17 protein-coding genes are annotated in these 16,078 nt (G+C 55.3%); 9 read left to right on the forward strand and 8 right to left on the reverse strand.

Translation table 11 applies throughout. The features are described 5' to 3' along the window. Positions 1-29: 29 nt before the first annotated feature. From ACOTY5_RS03185 to ACOTY5_RS03200, 4 genes are all read left to right on the forward strand, one after another. Positions 30-527: a YbjO family protein gene (locus ACOTY5_RS03185; protein WP_085929694.1), complete on the forward strand. Its 498-nt coding sequence runs from the start codon at positions 30-32 to the stop codon at positions 525-527. A gap of 40 nt (positions 528-567) precedes the next feature. Then, positions 568-1,698, forward strand: coding sequence for a 23S rRNA (uracil(747)-C(5))-methyltransferase RlmC (gene rlmC, locus ACOTY5_RS03190; protein ID WP_045142263.1), 1,131 nt, complete (start codon positions 568-570; stop codon positions 1,696-1,698). A gap of 313 nt (positions 1,699-2,011) precedes the next feature. Further along, positions 2,012-2,719 (forward strand): response regulator transcription factor, encoded by a 708-nt coding sequence (locus tag ACOTY5_RS03195; RefSeq protein WP_045142262.1) that lies wholly within the window; start codon positions 2,012-2,014, stop codon positions 2,717-2,719. Further along, the gene (locus ACOTY5_RS03200) at positions 2,703-4,172 is read left to right on the forward strand and encodes a sensor histidine kinase (RefSeq protein WP_045142261.1); all 1,470 of its coding nucleotides are present in this window, start codon (positions 2,703-2,705) and stop codon (positions 4,170-4,172) included. The genes ACOTY5_RS03195 and ACOTY5_RS03200 overlap by 17 nt, the downstream gene beginning before the upstream one ends. Before the next feature lie 76 nt (positions 4,173-4,248). Here the strand turns inward: ACOTY5_RS03200 and artJ are convergent, their stop codons facing one another. From artJ to ACOTY5_RS03230, 6 genes are all read right to left on the reverse strand, one after another. After that, complete coding sequence (gene artJ / locus ACOTY5_RS03205; RefSeq protein ID WP_015571008.1) at positions 4,249-4,980, reverse strand: arginine ABC transporter substrate-binding protein ArtJ; 732 nt, start codon at positions 4,978-4,980, stop codon at positions 4,249-4,251. Between the two features lie 175 nt (positions 4,981-5,155). After that, on the reverse strand, positions 5,156-5,824 hold the full coding sequence (artM, locus tag ACOTY5_RS03210; RefSeq protein ID WP_003858369.1) for an arginine ABC transporter permease ArtM: 669 nt from the start codon (positions 5,822-5,824) through the stop codon (positions 5,156-5,158). Further along, the gene (gene artQ / locus ACOTY5_RS03215; protein WP_003858367.1) at positions 5,824-6,540 is read right to left on the reverse strand and encodes an arginine ABC transporter permease ArtQ; all 717 of its coding nucleotides are present in this window, start codon (positions 6,538-6,540) and stop codon (positions 5,824-5,826) included. The genes artM and artQ overlap by 1 nt, the downstream gene beginning before the upstream one ends. 6 nt (positions 6,541-6,546) lie before the next feature. Beyond that, a complete protein-coding gene (artI, locus tag ACOTY5_RS03220; protein WP_006174322.1) occupies positions 6,547-7,278 on the reverse strand; it encodes an arginine ABC transporter substrate-binding protein ArtI in 732 nt (243 codons plus the stop codon). An 18-nt stretch (positions 7,279-7,296) separates the two neighbouring features. Beyond that, positions 7,297-8,025: an arginine ABC transporter ATP-binding protein ArtP gene (gene artP, locus ACOTY5_RS03225; protein ID WP_006809439.1), complete on the reverse strand. Its 729-nt coding sequence runs from the start codon at positions 8,023-8,025 to the stop codon at positions 7,297-7,299. 226 nt (positions 8,026-8,251) lie between these two features. Further along, entirely contained in the window at positions 8,252-8,770 is a 519-nt protein-coding gene (locus ACOTY5_RS03230; RefSeq protein ID WP_023303369.1) for a lipoprotein, read from the reverse strand. Positions 8,771-8,867: 97 nt separating this feature from the next. On the opposite strand from ACOTY5_RS03230, the gene ACOTY5_RS03235 reads away from it, so the two are divergent. From ACOTY5_RS03235 to ACOTY5_RS03245, 3 genes are all read left to right on the forward strand, one after another. Next, positions 8,868-9,191, forward strand: coding sequence for a heavy metal-binding domain-containing protein (locus tag ACOTY5_RS03235; RefSeq protein WP_006174327.1), 324 nt, complete (start codon positions 8,868-8,870; stop codon positions 9,189-9,191). After that, positions 9,188-10,018, forward strand: a complete 831-nt coding sequence (locus ACOTY5_RS03240) for an N-acetylmuramoyl-L-alanine amidase (protein WP_040117433.1) — start codon at positions 9,188-9,190, stop codon at positions 10,016-10,018. Before ACOTY5_RS03235 ends, ACOTY5_RS03240 begins: the two co-directional genes overlap by 4 nt. 269 nt (positions 10,019-10,287) lie before the next feature. Beyond that, positions 10,288-10,911: a helix-turn-helix domain-containing protein gene (locus tag ACOTY5_RS03245; protein ID WP_017693726.1), complete on the forward strand. Its 624-nt coding sequence runs from the start codon at positions 10,288-10,290 to the stop codon at positions 10,909-10,911. On the opposite strand, the gene ACOTY5_RS03250 is transcribed toward ACOTY5_RS03245, so the two are convergent. Both ACOTY5_RS03250 and ACOTY5_RS03255 read right to left on the reverse strand, forming a co-directional pair. Beyond that, positions 10,908-11,546: a hypothetical protein gene (locus ACOTY5_RS03250; protein WP_045142259.1), complete on the reverse strand. Its 639-nt coding sequence runs from the start codon at positions 11,544-11,546 to the stop codon at positions 10,908-10,910. The two genes, ACOTY5_RS03245 and ACOTY5_RS03250, sit on opposite strands and share 4 nt — an antisense overlap. Beyond that, positions 11,546-13,108 carry an ExeA family protein gene (locus ACOTY5_RS03255; RefSeq protein ID WP_045142258.1) on the reverse strand — a complete coding sequence of 521 codons (1,563 nt, stop codon included), beginning with the start codon at positions 13,106-13,108 and terminating at the stop codon, positions 11,546-11,548. Before ACOTY5_RS03255 ends, ACOTY5_RS03250 begins: the two co-directional genes overlap by 1 nt. A gap of 300 nt (positions 13,109-13,408) precedes the next feature. Here ACOTY5_RS03255 and gspC point away from each other — a divergent pair, with 300 nt between their 5' ends. Further along, positions 13,409-14,140 (forward strand): type II secretion system protein GspC, encoded by a 732-nt coding sequence (gene gspC / locus ACOTY5_RS03260; RefSeq protein WP_017693723.1) that lies wholly within the window; start codon positions 13,409-13,411, stop codon positions 14,138-14,140. A 13-nt stretch (positions 14,141-14,153) separates the two neighbouring features. After that, on the forward strand, positions 14,154-16,070 hold the full coding sequence (gspD, locus tag ACOTY5_RS03265; protein WP_015571003.1) for a type II secretion system secretin GspD: 1,917 nt from the start codon (positions 14,154-14,156) through the stop codon (positions 16,068-16,070). Positions 16,071-16,078 lie beyond the last annotated feature (8 nt).

Genomic DNA, 16,078 nt, shown 5'->3' on the forward strand with positions numbered 1-16,078 from the left:
TCCAGTGATGTGCCGCGTATGACGCGGCACTGTTTTTCAGGGAAGTAAAAACATTGGGATTCTTACAAAAAACACGTCATTCGCACGCTCGTCCGAACGTCCCTGCACTGGTGCAGGTGGCGGCGCTCGCCATTATTATGATCCGCTGCCTGGATGTGCTGATGATAATGAACACGCTGGGTCCGCGCGGAATGGGGGAATTTATTCACCGCAGCGCGCAGACGTGGAATCTGACGCTGGTGTTTCTCAGCAGCCTGATGCTGGTGTTTATTGAGATCTACTGTGCGTTCTCGCTGGTGAAAGGACGTAACTGGGCGCGCTGGGTGTATCTGCTTACGCAGATCACCGCCGCAGGCTACCTGTGGGCCGCCTCGCTGGGCTATGGCTATCCGGAGCTGTTCAGCATACCCGGTGAGTCGCGACGCGAGATTTTCCATTCACTGGTGATGCAAAAACTGCCGGATATGCTGGTGCTCTGCCTGCTTTATCTCCCGGCTTCCAGTCGGCGGTTCTTCCGCCTGCAATAATGTGTATAATCGCAGCCCTCGTGTTTCTTAAGGTTTTCATATGCAGTGCGCACTCTATGACGCCGGACGCTGCCGCTCCTGTCAGTGGATAGAACAGCCGGTCTCTCAACAACTCACCGCCAAAATGGCCGACCTGCAACAGCTGCTGACAGCACATGCGGTGGGCGAGTGGTGCGCACCCGTCAGTGGCCCGGAACAGGGCTTTCGCAATAAAGCCAAAATGGTGGTCAGCGGCAGCGTTGAAAAGCCGCTGCTGGGGATGCTGCACCGCGACGGCACGCCGGAAGATTTAACCGACTGCCCGCTATATCCCGCCTCGTTTGAGCCGGTGTTTAGCGCGCTGAAACCGTTTATCGCCCGGGCGGGGTTAACGCCCTATAACGTTGCCCGCAGGCGCGGCGAGCTGAAATACCTTCTGCTGACCGAAAGCCAGATCGACGGCGGGATGATGCTGCGCTTTGTGCTGCGTTCGGAAAACAAGCTGGAGCAGCTGCGCGCGGCGCTTCCGGGGTTGCAGGAACAGCTTCCGCAGCTCAAGGTTATCACCGCGAATATTCAGCCGGTGCATATGGCGATCATGGAAGGGGAAAAAGAGATTTTCTTCACCGAACAGTATGCGCTGGCGGAGAGCTTTAACGGCGTGCCGCTGTGGATCCGTCCGCAAAGCTTCTTTCAGACTAACCCCACCGTCGCCAGCGCGCTGTATGCCACCGCGCGCGACTGGGTGCGTGCGTTACAGGTTCATCACATGTGGGATCTGTTCTGCGGCGTCGGCGGCTTTGGCCTGCACTGTGCCACGCCAGACATGCTGCTCACCGGAATTGAGATCTCCGCCGAAGCGATTGCCTGCGCGAAGCAGTCCGCCGCAGAGCTGGAGCTGACGAATCTGCACTTTCAGGCGCTGGACTCGACCCGGTTCGCCACCGGACAGGGCAACGTGCCGGAGCTGGTGCTGGTGAACCCGCCGCGCCGGGGTATCGGCCAGGCGCTCTGCGACTACCTGAGCCAGATGGCGCCGGAGTACATTGTCTACTCCAGCTGTAACGCGCAGACCATGGCGAAGGATATCGCTCATCTACCGGGCTACCGCATTGAACGCGTGCAGCTTTTCGATATGTTCCCGCATACCGCCCATTATGAAGTGCTGACGTTGTTGGTGAAAACGCGCTAATCCTCAACATCGCCCGGTGGCGCTGCGCTTACCGGGCCTACGATCCGGAGTAGGCCGGGTAAGGCGTAGCCGCCACCCGGCTTTGTTTGCTCAACCCAGTAATGCGACTCCCGTCTCTGTTTTAAGCCAGCGTGGCGCTTTCAACTGGTCGGCAAAATAGCCTGTCAGCTCACGTTGTTAACCAAAGCGCAGGCCGGGTAAGGCGAAGCCGTCACCCGGCATAAACCCCGCACAATGTTCAACAAAATGTGAACTCTTCCCCCGCTCGAAATCAGGTAAGCTTACGTCATAACAAATGATTGAAGGCTTACCCATGAAGCAGATCCTGCTGGTAGAAGATGACCACGATATCGCGGCACTCCTGCGTCTTAACCTGGAAGATGAAGGCTACGCCATTACCCACGAGCCCGACGGGGGCAACGCCTTACAGCGTCTTGAAACTCAGCCGTGGGACGCGGTGATCCTCGATCTGATGCTGCCGAATGTTGATGGTCTGGAGATTTGCCGCCGTATCCGCCAGATGACCCGCTACCTGCCCATTATCATCATTAGCGCCCGCAGCAGTGAAACTGACCGTATTACCGGCCTGGAAACCGGGGCGGATGATTATCTGGCAAAACCTTTCTCGGTGCAGGAGCTGATTGCCCGCATTAAGGCGCTGTTTCGCCGTCAGCAGGCGATGGGCCAGGCGCAGACGGACGGCATTATTCAGGCGCACGGACTGACTATCGATCCGCTGGCGCGCACCGTGCGTCTTAACGGCCAGCACGTCGATCTCACCCCGCGCGAATTTGAACTGCTCTATTTCTTTGCCCGCCATCCCGGGGAGGTCTTTTCGCGGCTGGCACTGCTGGAGCAGGTGTGGGGGTATCAGCACGAAGGCTACGAACACACCGTCAACACCCACATTAACCGCCTGCGCATCAAAATAGAGAAAGATGCGGCCGAGCCGGAGATCGTTCGCACCGTCTGGGGCAAAGGCTACAAATTTGCGGAGCAGGATCATGATGCGTCGCTTTAGCCTGAGCCAGCGCCTGACGCTGCTGTTTACGGTGTTACTGCTGCTCTGCGCCACCGTCGCCTGTGCGGTGCAGCTCTACAGTAGCATGCAGTACGGCAACGCGATGGTGCAGCGGCTCTCCGGCGGGCTGGCGCAGCAGATTGTGCAGCGGGAAGCGATTCTGGATGCGCAGGGCAGGGTGGATCGCAGCGCCCTAAAACCGCTGTTCGACCGGCTGATGACCTTTAATCCGAGCGTCGAACTGTATGTTGTCTCGCCAGATGGCGATATCCTGGCCGATGCCGCCCCGCCGGGGCACATTAAGCGACAAAAAATTGACCTCGCGCCGATACAGAATTTCCTGGGCGGGACGGTGATGCCGGTGTTTGGCGACGATCCCCGAAGCCAGAATAAGAAAGTCTTCAGCGCCACCCCGCTGCGACAGGACGGTGAGCTGAAGGGGTATCTGTACATTATTTTGCAGGGGGAGGAGTCCAACGCGCTGGCGGAGATGGCCTGGCACAAAGCGCTCTGGAGTACGGCGCTGTGGTCGATGCTGCTGGTGGCGCTGTTTGGTCTGCTGGCGGGGGTGTTGCTCTGGTACTGGGTGACGCGCCCGGTTAAACAGCTCACGCTGGACGTGGCCGGGCTGGAGCAGGACAGCATCAGCGCGATTAAGCAGCTGGCGGCCCAGCCGCTTGAGCCTGCCGGCCAGGATGAAGTGGCGATCCTGCGTAATACCTTTATCGAGCTGGCGCGCAAAATCACCTCTCAGTGGGATCGGCTGGCCGACAGCGACCGCCAGCGCCGGGAGTTTATCGCCAACATTTCCCACGACTTACGCACCCCGCTGACGTCGCTGCTGGGTTATCTGGAAACGCTGTCGCTGAAATCCGCCACGCTGTCGCCGCAGGAGCATCAGCAGTACCTCGCTACCGCGCTGCGTCAGGGGCAAAAGGTACGCCATCTGTCGCAGCAGCTGTTCGAGCTGGCGCGTCTTGAGCACGGCGGCATCAAGCCCCAGCGCGAGCGTTTTGCCATGGCTGAACTGATTTCCGACGTGGCGCAGAAGTTTGAACTCGCTGCCCGCACGCGCGAGTTAAATCTGCACATTGACGTGCCGGGTCCGCTGCCGCAGGTGTTCGCCGATGTCTCCATGATTGAACGGGTGGTGACGAATCTGCTGGATAATGCGATACGCCATACCCCAGCAGGCGGAGACATTCGTCTGGCGGTATGGCAGGAGAACGATCGGTTGCAGGTTGAAGTTGCCGACAGCGGAACGGGTGTTGATGTCGCATTACGGGACGATCTGTTCCAGCGACCGTCAGCGTTAAATCCGCAGGCCTCGCGGGAGCACCGGGGCGGGTTAGGGCTGTTAATCGTGAAAAGAATGCTGGAGCTTCACGGCGGGGGGATCAGGCTGATGGAGTCCGTGAGCGGGGCGCGGTTCAGGTTCTTTGTGCCGCTTTAGGAAATTGCCGGGTGGCGGCTTCGCCTTACCCGGCCTACAGACCACCCCCGTAGGCCAGGTCACCCGGCAAAAAAGGTTATTGCGGGAACCACTGCTCGCTGATTTTCTGGTATGTGCCGTCAGCTTTGATCGCTTTCAGCGCGCCGTTCAGTTTCTCAAGCAGGGCTTTGTTATCCGGACGTACCGCAATGCCGAGGCCAGTGCCGAAATACTGTGGATCGGTCACTTTCTCCGTCGCTGTCCCCAGCTGCGGGTTGGTTTTCAGCCACTCATTCACGACCGCGGTGTCGCCAAATACGCCATCAATACGGCCATTTTTCAGGTCGATAATGGCGTTCTGGTAGCTGTCGTAGGCCACGGTTTTCACTTCAGGATGCTTGTCCTGGAGGTATTTCTGGTGCGTAGTGCCGTTCTCCATGCCGATGCGCTTGCCTTTCAGCTCGTCGAAAGATTTATAAGCTCCTTTTTTCGCAATCACCACCGCAGAGTTCGCGTAGTACGGGTCGGTGAACGCGACCTGCTTGCTGCGCTCTGGCGTGATGTCCATGCCGGAGATCACCGCGTCGTACTTTTTAAATTTCAGGGACGGGATCAGGCTGTCAAACGCGTGGTTAGTAAAAGTGCAGTCGGCCTGCATCTGCTTGCACAGCGCTTTCGCCAGGTCGATGTCGAAGCCGACGATCTGGTTGCTGGCATCCAGCGATTCAAACGGCGGATAGGTGGCAGAAACGCCGAAATTGATTTTATCGGCGGCGGATGCGCCAGCGGCGAAGGTCGCGAGTAATGCGGCCAGAACTAACTTTTTCATTGTAATGCTCCCGTCTGTCTTTTCATTATGCGCCGTGTCTGCGGCATGGATGTACAATGCCACTCAATGAATTTATATGCAATAAATATGATTAAATATTATTTAATGCATAAAAAAATGCGGATAACCCATCAGGTTACCCGCACCGTAACAACAGCTTTATGCATTAAGTCGATTAATTTCTGCGCTCAAACGCCAGCGCCTTACGCTCGATAAGTCGCATCATCAGGGTCAGCAGACCGTTGACCACCAGATAGACCAGACCCGCCGCACCGAACACCATCACGTCGTAGGTGCGTCCGTACAGCAGCTGTCCGTGGCCCATCACTTCCATCAGGGTGATGGTGTAGGCCAGGGAGGTACTTTTGAACACCAGCACGACTTCGTTGGAATAGGAAGAGAGGGCGCGCTTAAAGGCATAAGGCAGCAGGATCGCCAGCGTATCCTTCTTGCTCATGCCCAGCGCCCCGCAGGACTGCCACTGGCCTTCCGGGATCGCGCGAATGGCACCGTAGAACAGCTGCGTGGTATAGGCCGCGCTGTTCAGGGAGAGGGCAATCAGGGCGCAGAGCCATGGCTCAGAGAGCAGATGCCAGATAACCGGATATTCCTGTAACGACGGGAACTGGCCCGGGCCGTAGTAAATCAGGAAGATCTGCACCAGCAGCGGCGTTCCGGTAAAGAGCGTAATGTAGCCACGTACAATCCACACCAGCACCGGCGTTTTCAGCGTCAGGACGATGGTGAAGATCAGCGCCAGGATCAGCGCCACGATGATAGACGCGACGGTCAGCGTCAGGCTGGTGTGCAGCCCTTTCATCAGTTCGGGTAAATAATCCAGCATCAGCCTGGTCTCCGTTCAAAACGCGTTGCGCGCAGATCAATACGCTTCAGAACGTACTGGCTCAGCAACGTGATCACCAGGTAGATAGCCGCCGCGACGATGTACCAGGTAAACGGCTCCTGCGTACGGGTGGCGATACTTTTGGTTTGCAACATCAAATCGTTCACGCTGATCAGGCTCACCAGCGCGGTATCTTTCAGCAGCACCAGCCACTGATTACCCAGCCCTGGCAGGGCATGACGCCACATCTGCGGCATCACCAGGCGGAAGAAGATCGCCGCTTTCGACAGACCCAGCGCCTGGCCGGATTCCCATTGACCCTGCGGTACCGCTTTCAGCGCGCCGCGCAGCGTTTGTGACGCATAGGCCGAATAGAGCAGGGAGAGCGCAATCACGCCGCACAGGAACGGGCTGACGTCGAAGTTCTCAATCTGCATCTGCACCGGGATCTGCGCAAAGCCGAGATTAATCGTGAAGCCGTCCGACAGCGTTAACAGCAGCTGTGAGGAGCCGAAATAGATAAACAGGACCACCAGAATTTCCGGCAGTCCACGCAGCACAGTCACCAGCGCTGAACCGAGCCATGCGACAGGGCGCCACTTAACGGACTCCCACACCGCAAAGAACATCGCCAGTACGAGGCCGATAATCAGTGCACAAACGGCAAGGCCGACGGTCATCCCGGCGGCGCTTGCTAAAGGAAAAATTTCATTCATCAGGAATTACTTCTGGAACCATTTTTTGTAGATGGTTTCGTAGGTGCCGTCTTTCTTCACTTTTTCCAGCGCAGCGTTGAATTTCTGCTGCAACTCGGTATTGCCCTGACGTACGGCAATACCCAGACCTGTACCGAAGTAGTCTTTATCGGTCACCTTGTCACCCACGGCGGCCAGCTTGTCGTTCGCTTTCAGCCATTCGGTCACGACAGCCGTGTCCCCGAACACCGCATCGATACGACCGTTTTGCAGGTCCAGCTTCGCATTCTGGTAGCTGTCATACGGCACGGTGGTGATTTCCGGATGCTTATCCATGATGAATTTCTGGTGCGTGGTGCCGTTCTGCACGCCGACTTTCTTGCCTTTCAGCAGGTCAACGGAGGCGTATTTACCTTTCTGACCGATGAACAGGGCCGAGTTGTCATAGTAAGGGGTGGTGAACAGAACCTGCTTTTCTCGCTCCGGAGTGATGTCCATTCCGGCCATTACGGCGTCGATACGGCGGAACTTCAGGCTTGGGATCAGGCTGTCGAACGCCTGGTTGCTGAAGGTACAGGTCGCGTCGATCTCTTTACACAGGGCGTTTGCCAGGTCCACGTCGAAGCCAACAATCTTGTTGTTCGCATCAATGGATTCAAACGGAGGGTAGGACGCTTCAGTGGCGAAACGGATGGTCTGGGCTGCGGTAGCGGAAAGGCTGACGCTAGCAAGCAGCGCGGCAATCAATACTTTTTTCATTATAATTTCCCTAACACATCAGTGAGATAAATAGTTTTTGAAGGCATCGGTTTGCGGGTTAGTGAAGCAGCTTGCGTCACCCTGCTCAACGATATACCCGTTTTCCATATAGACCACGCGGCTGGCGGTTTTGCGCGCCACTTCCACCTCGTGGGTCACGATGACCTGGGTAATGTTGGTTTCCGCCAGCTCACGAATAATGCTCACGATCTGGGCGGTAATTTCCGGGTCCAGCGCCGCGGTTGGCTCGTCAAACAGCAGCACCGCCGGCTCCATCATCAGCGCACGGGCGATCGCCACACGCTGTTGCTGACCACCAGAGAGGTGTAAAGGATACCGGTCGCTGTACGGTTTCAGACGCAGACGTTCCAGCAGCTTTTCCGCACGCGCCATCGCCTGGTCTTTGCTTAAGCCAAGCACGCGGCACGGGGCTTCAATCAGGTTTTGCACCACCGTCAGATGCGGCCAGAGATTGTATTGCTGGAAAACCATGCCCACGTTTTGACGCAGTTCACGAATCGCTTTATCAGACGGGGTTTTCGCGAAGTCAAAATGGTTACCGGCGATGGCCAGCGTCCCCGAACGGGGCATTTCAAGCAGATTAAGAACACGCAGAAGGGAGCTTTTTCCCGCGCCGCTTGGGCCGAGCAAAACCAGCGTTTCGCCCTCCGGGCAACTCAGCGTAATGTCGAACAGCGCCTGGTGTGCGCCGTAGAAGCAGTTAATGCCGTTTAGTTTAATACTCATCGGGGCAGTCTTTACTCATCCAGGCAATCTATAGCAATTGAGGCCGCAGATAGTACCGTTGACAGAATAGTTATGCAATATTTCTGCGTTAAAAGTTAAATATAACCCGTGTTTCCTCTTAAACATAGCACAAAATAGCGACGGGAATGGGGGGCGAGTATAAATGTCGGCATTCCGCAGGAAATGCCGGACATTTTACGGGGTTAACGTTTATTGAACGGAGGCGTTAGCGGTTCTCGATCGACTGGCGAAGGGTGCCCGCCGGGGCATGAACGCTGCCGCCAATGTAGCGCACATCGTCTATTGCCCAGCACTGGCCTTCACGGATCATCAGCACCTCATCCTGCCAGGTTTGCGTCCCCTGGGTGAGCTTCACGCGCAGGGGAATATTGCGTGCGTCGGTATTCGGTATGGTGGACGCGCTGGCGACGTCGGCGCTGTCCGGCAGCGTGGCGCGGCTGGAGAACGGATCGGATGACAGCAGGGCGTTGTGCTGCGGATCGCGCGAAGCGTCGGTGAGTAGTTTCGCCAGATTATCGCTCAGGTACGGGCGCAGGGCGGTCAGGTCATTACCGTGATGCTGAATACGGTAATCATAAAATTGTTGCGCCACGGCATCCGGGCCACCCTCAATACAAGGGCCGCTGCGGGTTCCGATATCCTTAAAGGCTGGCGTGACCGGCGTTGTGCAGGCGCTGAGCACCAGCGCGCATGGCACTAAAAGCGTTAAAGCAGAGTAGCGCATGTTGATTTCCTTATTTATTAACTATCCTTTCAATCATAGCGTAACGAACCGATAATGCTGTCGCTAACGCATTGAACGCTAAAGAAGGAGAGAAAGTATGCAATTTTCAACAACGCCAACCCTGGAAGGTCAACCGATTACCGAGTACTGCGGCGTGGTCACCGGTGAGGCGATTCTGGGCGCAAACATTTTCCGCGATTTCTTTGCCGGCATTCGGGATATCGTCGGGGGTCGTTCCGGCGCGTACGAGAAAGAGCTGCGTAAAGCGCGCGAGATTGCGTTTAAGGAGCTGGGCGAGCAGGCCAAAGCGCTGGGCGCGGATGCGGTGGTGGGCATTGATATCGACTACGAAACGGTCGGAAAAGATGCCAGCATGCTGATGGTGAGCGTAAGCGGCACGGCGGTGAAGACCCGTCGATGAAGCGTTCGCTCTCAACCCTCCTGCTGGCGATGTTGCTGGCAGGATGCGCCTCGGAAGAGGGCATTGTTGATAAAGGCGCGTACGAGCTGGATACGCGCCATCAGGCGCAGGCGGCCTACCCGCGTATAAAGGTGCTGGTTATTCACTACACCGCCGATGATTTCGACACCTCGCTTGCGACCCTGACCGATAAAAACGTCAGCTCTCACTATCTCATCCCCGCAAAGCCGCCAGCTCCGCAGGGCAAACCGCGTATCTGGCAGCTGGTCCCGGAGAGCGAACTGGCCTGGCATGCGGGCATCAGCTTCTGGCGTGGCACCAACCGCATAAATGATACCTCCGTCGGCATTGAGCTGGAAAACCGCGGCTGGCGGAAAACCGGTGACGTGAAAACCTTTACCCCCTTCGAACCGGGGCAAATTGCGGCGCTGATCCCGCTTGCCAGAGACATCATCGCCCGCTACGACATTAAACCGCAGAACGTGGTGGCACACTCGGATATCGCCCCGCAGCGTAAAGACGATCCTGGGCCACTGTTTCCGTGGCGCGAACTGGCGCAGCAGGGTATCGGAGCCTGGCCTGATCCGGCGCGCGTAGATTTTTATATCAACGGGCGACCGCATTATCAGCAGGTTGATACCGCAGCACTGCTCGATTTGCTGGCGCGCTACGGTTACGAAGTGCCAGAAAACAGTACGCCCGAACAGCAAAAACGCATCATCATGGTTTTCCAGATGCATTTCCGTCCGCAGTTATGGAATGGCGTAGCGGATGTGGAAACCATGGCGATTGCCGAAGCACTTTTAGAGAAATACGGGCAGGGGTAAACCTTCGAACTACCCCCGAATGAGTATATTTTCGTAAGTTCCTATCAGATTAATCCTAAGTACAAACTCATTTCATTTTTAGTTAATTGACTTAAAATTATCCGGATTTAAGATGGACACATAGCGCGCTAAGTAATTTGGCGAATTAATAAAAAGCTTCACTCTTTTTTTGTTTATTCTTGACGTTTTCATCAGGAAAAATATTTATGGCTCGGTAACAACACCGTGGCCATTCTTTTTAAAAATCACATCTTAAATCGGGTATAACAATGTTAAGCATCTATGGAAAAAAATTACGTCCGCAACATGAAATGGAAAAGATCATTTCTGCAACCTCAGGCGTTGAAGAAAGAACGTTAAAAAAATGGCAGAAAATTTCCACCTCTGATTCCGGCTATATTCATATTATCGTCAGCGGTGAAGTCGAATTTCGACGTGAATCTGACGAACTGTGCATGTTCACCGTCACCGGGCAATGCATTTTCGGCCTGTCGTCAATGTATTACAACGCCACCCATATGTACGGCCTTGTTCGGACGAATACGGTTGTTCGCTCGATCAAGAAAGAGGTCTTCGCCCAGCTGATGACCGAAAAAAATCTGTGGCCAGAACTGACCAAAGTCCTTTCCTGGTACATCTGCATGCTGAGCAAACGTGATGATGTTCTGGTTGCCCGCAGTGCGTATTCCGTTGTCCGCGAATTTTTATATGAGATTAACGACCTGATTGTTCAACAACAGCGTGATATTAACGTTTATGATTACATTCAGGAATACACTAACCTGGCACGTAGCACTATTATTAAAATCCTCTCCGATCTGAAAAAGGGTCAATATATTGTGGTGGAAAAAGGTCGACTGCTTAACCTTACCGCACTGCCTGAAAAATATTAATACCTGCTCCCGCCGTCTCCTTTTTCACTGAAAGGAGAACGGCTATTTCCACTGTTTTTTACACTGGCTTTTGAATTATCCTGCGTTTCGTCAACCGGCGGCGCGGGAATTTTTCCTTGAGAATAATCCTGCTCCTGCTCTTTTAGCGCCTGCTTAAATAATTCCGTTAATGATGACTCTTCACTGCCCGTGCTGGCGGGAGCGGTATCGTGCTCATGCGCCTCGGTTCCGGGTAAAGTCTCCCGCGAGGTGTCGTGCGGCACCACGCCGTCAGGCGCCTGCTGCCAGTCGGCATCATCACTGTTGATCGGCAGATCCTGCATCGGTGGAACATCAACAGGCACTGGCGCAGCTTTAGGCTGCGGATGCGGGAACGGTTTACTCACGTATACGTAATGCATATCCGAAAGCTGCGTTTCCGGTTTTGCAACGCTGGCGTTGACCGGTTCAGGCGCCGGGTGGCGCAGGTTCCAGTAGATGTGCATATACAGGCCGACAACCAGCATGGCGCAAAGCCCGACCAGCCATAACGCCGTTTTGCCGAATATGTTTTTCAGGCTGGGGAGACGGTACGAAAACCAGACCGCTTCCCCGGTTGTATAGCTGCGCTGGGCCGCAAGACAGATGGTCGACATTAGGCTTTCTTCTCCTGCATTTTCGCGTCCGGGGTGGTGCGGGTGGCCTGAATCAGTACGCTCGGCGTGCTGTTGGTCACGCGCATCAGCTGCATCAGCGTATCTTCCCCGGGGATGCCATCCACGTGCAGATGCATTTTTTGCTGGAACTCGCGGGTGCGTTTCATCATCTCTGCGGTCCAGATCCGGGCATGCGTTTCAGGCTGGCTCAGCGCCAGGCTTAATTGCTGATCCAGCCAGGCCATATCTTTGCTGTCGCTGGTCGCGCCGATCGCGTCTTTACCTTCCGGCGTCAGGCGGTGCAGTTGGGTGAAGTTGCCGGTCGCGTGCCGGTTAAACCAGCTGCGGCTCACCTGCCAGGTCCGGTTATTCATTAACAGGTCAATGGACGTGTCCCCGACCCTGGCTACCACCGCATAGTTAAGATGGCCGCTGGTTTTCAGTTCACTGACCCACGGATACCCTTCCTGCGCCAGCGTCTCCGGCGACGCGTTCCCCTGTTTACACATCAGGTTCACTTTGGCGGCGTTCTGGCACAGCGCATCTTCGGCCGAGGCGTCATACCCCCACATTAGATACAACTGATGCATCGCATCCGGCTGATTAACTATTTCGTTGTCGATAACCGGCACTACGGGCGCTTCGACTTTTAGCGATTGCTGTTTCCAGCTGACGGGCACCGGCAGCTGGATCGGCAGGCGTGCGCCGATCGATGAGGTCAAATACCAGCCGCAGGCGGCAAACAGCACGGACGCAAACAGCCCCACGGTCGCCAGGCGCTTACCGTGTTTTTGGGCGGGCAGGATCTCTCCCGCCGCCAGACGTAAATGACGTGGGCTGACCTGCGCCGCGCGTTCCGTCCAGGCGGCGAGCATTGACAGGTGCGCCAGCGCATTCAGTTTGCTGATGTTGCCTTTGGTCAGCGTGTGCATTTTGCGCACGCGGGCAGGCGGCAACGGCGAGTTTTCGCAGCCGTGTTCTTCGCACTGGGCCTGAACATAGCTCAGGTATTCGCGGCAGGTCAGGGGGCGCAGGGCATGATGCGTGTGCGTATATTCGCGCAGTTCAGGTTGCTTTAGCAGGATCTCCTGATCCGCAGTGCCCGTCAGTACCACGGCGAGCCGGAAGTTCAGCTCCTGGGCGCGCGTGAGCAGCGTTCCCAGGACTTCACGGCAGCTCTCCTTCATGGCTTCGGCATGGGCGATCGTCACTACTCTGGATTTCGCTTTCCCCTCCTGCCACTGGCGCAGGACGGCATCCACCGCCTGCATGCGATCTTTAATCACTTTCGTTCCCGGGTTGAGTTTGTACAGCAGGCTACTGGCACTCAGTTTGGGAAATGCGTTGATGGCAAGAACGGTATGGTTGCTGGCTTTAAGCGCGTCGATGAACTGACCCAGAAGCGGAGCGTCGTCGCAAAAAAGCCCGATAATTCCCGCCAGCTGGGTTTTCTTTTTCAGCAGGTTGAACACGTCCTGATGATAAGGCACCAGAAAATCACCGGATAAACGAGTGATTGTCCTGAATGGCGGATTGTTAAAATTAAAGTGGCTCTGATACATAACGACTTACCGTCTCTGATTAGGAATAGCAACAGCAGCAGAAAGTAAGGTAATGCCCCTGAGCGGTCAATTTGCAGACAGAGTAAAAATATCCAGCCGGCTGCGCCTAACATCTGGAATTTATACGGTCAATATTTTTCTTTATGAAAGTTGGTGGCGAAGTCAGTGGTCGCGTTTGCAACAGCTTATTACTATTTTCCTCCATATTGGCGCAGTATGACGCTGCTTATTTTTGCTTTGCTATAGGCCGGATAAAAAATGAGGTTCTCATTTCTGTCACGGTGGATAACGCCTTGTATTATGTTTTTGCTGCTCATTTTTTGTGGCCAGCAAGGCTATCTCACCTTTAAAGATTATAAAAAAGTTATGAATAAGTTTGCTAATTCTGACCTACAGCCGCTGAAAAAAACGCGCGAAGACAAACCCTTCACGCTTTTTACGGCTGCCGTCCGTCAGGAGAACTTATCGGCTGCGGCAAAACCCCCGCTGGCGGCGGAGATTGAAGGCATTGTGCGCAGTGATGACGCCTGGCTCTCCTTCGCTGTCATCAAAACCCCGGGCGGCCAGCGAAGCTACCGCGAGGGTGAACCGCTCGCCGGGTTTAACGACGCATTTATTCAGGAAATAAACAAAGATAATGTGGTGGTTAATTATGAAGGTGCTACGCAGGTACTGGCGTTAAATAAACCGGACTATTTTAAGGGGGGCGTGGAGAGCGGCCCGGTTACAAAATCGACGAAAGATGCTGGCGCAGAGAGTGTGCATCTTGATGATTATCTGGTGTTAAAACCCATCATTGAAAAAGGCCGACTGGAAGGCTACAGGATAAACCCAAGGAATGCCTCCGCCTTTTACAGTCAGTCAGGTCTGGAAAAAGGCGATGTGGCGATTCAGGTTAACTCTGTCGATATGACCGATGAAGCAAAAGCGAAAAGCATTATTGCCAACTGGTCGAAAATGAAAGAAGCGGAGGTCATCGTACGACGTCACGCTCACCTTGAAAATATTCGGGTTAATGTTCTAAATAATTAATAAGTGTGCAGACATGAAAAAATTTCCCTGGGCGTGCGTGGCGCTGACCGCATTGTCGTTATATTCCAGTTCGCTGCTTGCAGCTAACTTTAGCGCAAGTTTTAAAAATACTGATATTCGCGAGTTTATCGATACGGTAGGTCGCAATCTCAACAAAACTATTCTGGTCGATCCGTCCGTCCAGGGAACCGTCTCGGTCAGAACCTACAACGTGCTGACGGAGGATGAGTATTACCAGTTCTTCCTGAGCGTGCTGGATCTCTACGGCCTGTCGGTGATCCCGATGGACAACGGCATGGTCAAAGTGGTGCGCTCAAGCGTAGCGCGTACCGCCGGTGCGCCGCTGGCAGACAGCAAGAACCCGGGCAAAGGTGACGAGATTATCACCCGCGTGGTGCGTATGGAAAACGTACCCGTTCGCGAGCTGGCCCCGCTGCTGCGTCAGCTCAACGATGCCACCGGCATCGGGAATGTGGTCCACTTTGAGCCGTCCAACGTCCTGCTGTTAACCGGTAAAGCCTCGGTGGTGAACCGCCTGGTGGATCTGGTTCAGCGCGTCGATAAAGACGGTATTCAGCGCCGCGAAATCATCCCGCTGCGCTTTGCCTCTGCCAAAGAGCTTTCGGATATGTTGAATAACCTCAACAACGAAGAGCAGAAGGGGCAGAATGCGCCGCAGCTGGCGACCAAGGTGGTGGCGGATGACGAAACCAATAGCCTGGTGATCAGCGGCTCGGAAGATGCGCGCGCGCGTACCCGTTCCCTTATCCATCAGCTGGATCGCGAGCAGAATAACGAGGGGAACACCCGCGTCTTCTACCTCAAATATGCCAGCGCCACCAAAGTGGTACCGGTGCTGACGGGGATTGGCGAGCAGCTGAAAGACAAGCCGGGCGCGGCCAAAGCGAAAACCGCGAGCGCCTCAACCGACCTGAACATTACCGCCGACGAGTCGACCAACTCCCTGGTGATCACCGCGCAGCCTAACGTGATGAACTCCCTGGAGAAGGTGATCGACAAGCTGGATATTCGCCGTCCGCAGGTGCTGGTGGAAGCGATCATTGCCGAAGTGCAGGACGGCAACGGCCTGGATCTTGGCGTGCAGTGGACGAGCAAGCACGGCGGCGTGCAGTTTGGCGCTACCGGCCTGCCAATCAGCCAGATTAAAAATGGCACCATGAAAGGGGCGAGCTTCACGGGCCTTGCGACCGGCTTCTTTAACGGTGATTTCGGTGCGCTGGTGACCGCGCTCTCCACCGACGGTAAAAACGACATCCTCTCCACGCCAAGCGTGGTCACGCTGGATAATAAAGAAGCGTCGTTCAACGTCGGTCAGGATGTGCCGGTGCTTTCCGGTTCGCAAACCACCAGCGGCGACAACGTCTTTAACTCGGTTGAGCGTAAAACCGTGGGGACCAAGCTGAAGATTGTGCCGCAAATCAACGATGGCGACATGATCCACCTGAAGATTGAGCAGGAAGTATCCAGCGTCGACAACAGCGCAACGGAAGATTCCAGCCTCGGCCCAACCTTCAACACGCGCACGATTAATAACGAAGTGATGGTCCACAGTGGCCAGACGGTGGTGCTCGGCGGCCTGATGGAAAATGTGACCAAACAGTCGGTCTCCAAAGTGCCGCTGCTCGGCGATATCCCGCTGGTCGGGCAGCTGTTCCGCTACACCTCGCAGGATACCTCTAAACGCAACCTGATGGTGTTTATTCATACCACCGTCCTGCGTGACGACGACAACTACAGCGCAGCCTCGAAAGAGAAATACGACCAGATCCGGGTGCGCCAGATGCAGCGCGTGGAAGAGAAAAAGCTCGGTATCGTTGAGCCGAGCGACAACGCCGTACTGCCAGCGTTTCCTGCCGCCAGCACTGCACCCGTGAAAACCCACGCGGCACGCAATCCGTTTAAAGAGTAAGGCGGAGG

The sequence above is a fragment of the Enterobacter cloacae complex sp. SHL018 genome (genome assembly GCF_049237905.1).
Taxonomy (GTDB): Bacteria; Pseudomonadota; Gammaproteobacteria; order Enterobacterales; family Enterobacteriaceae; genus Enterobacter; species Enterobacter hormaechei_C.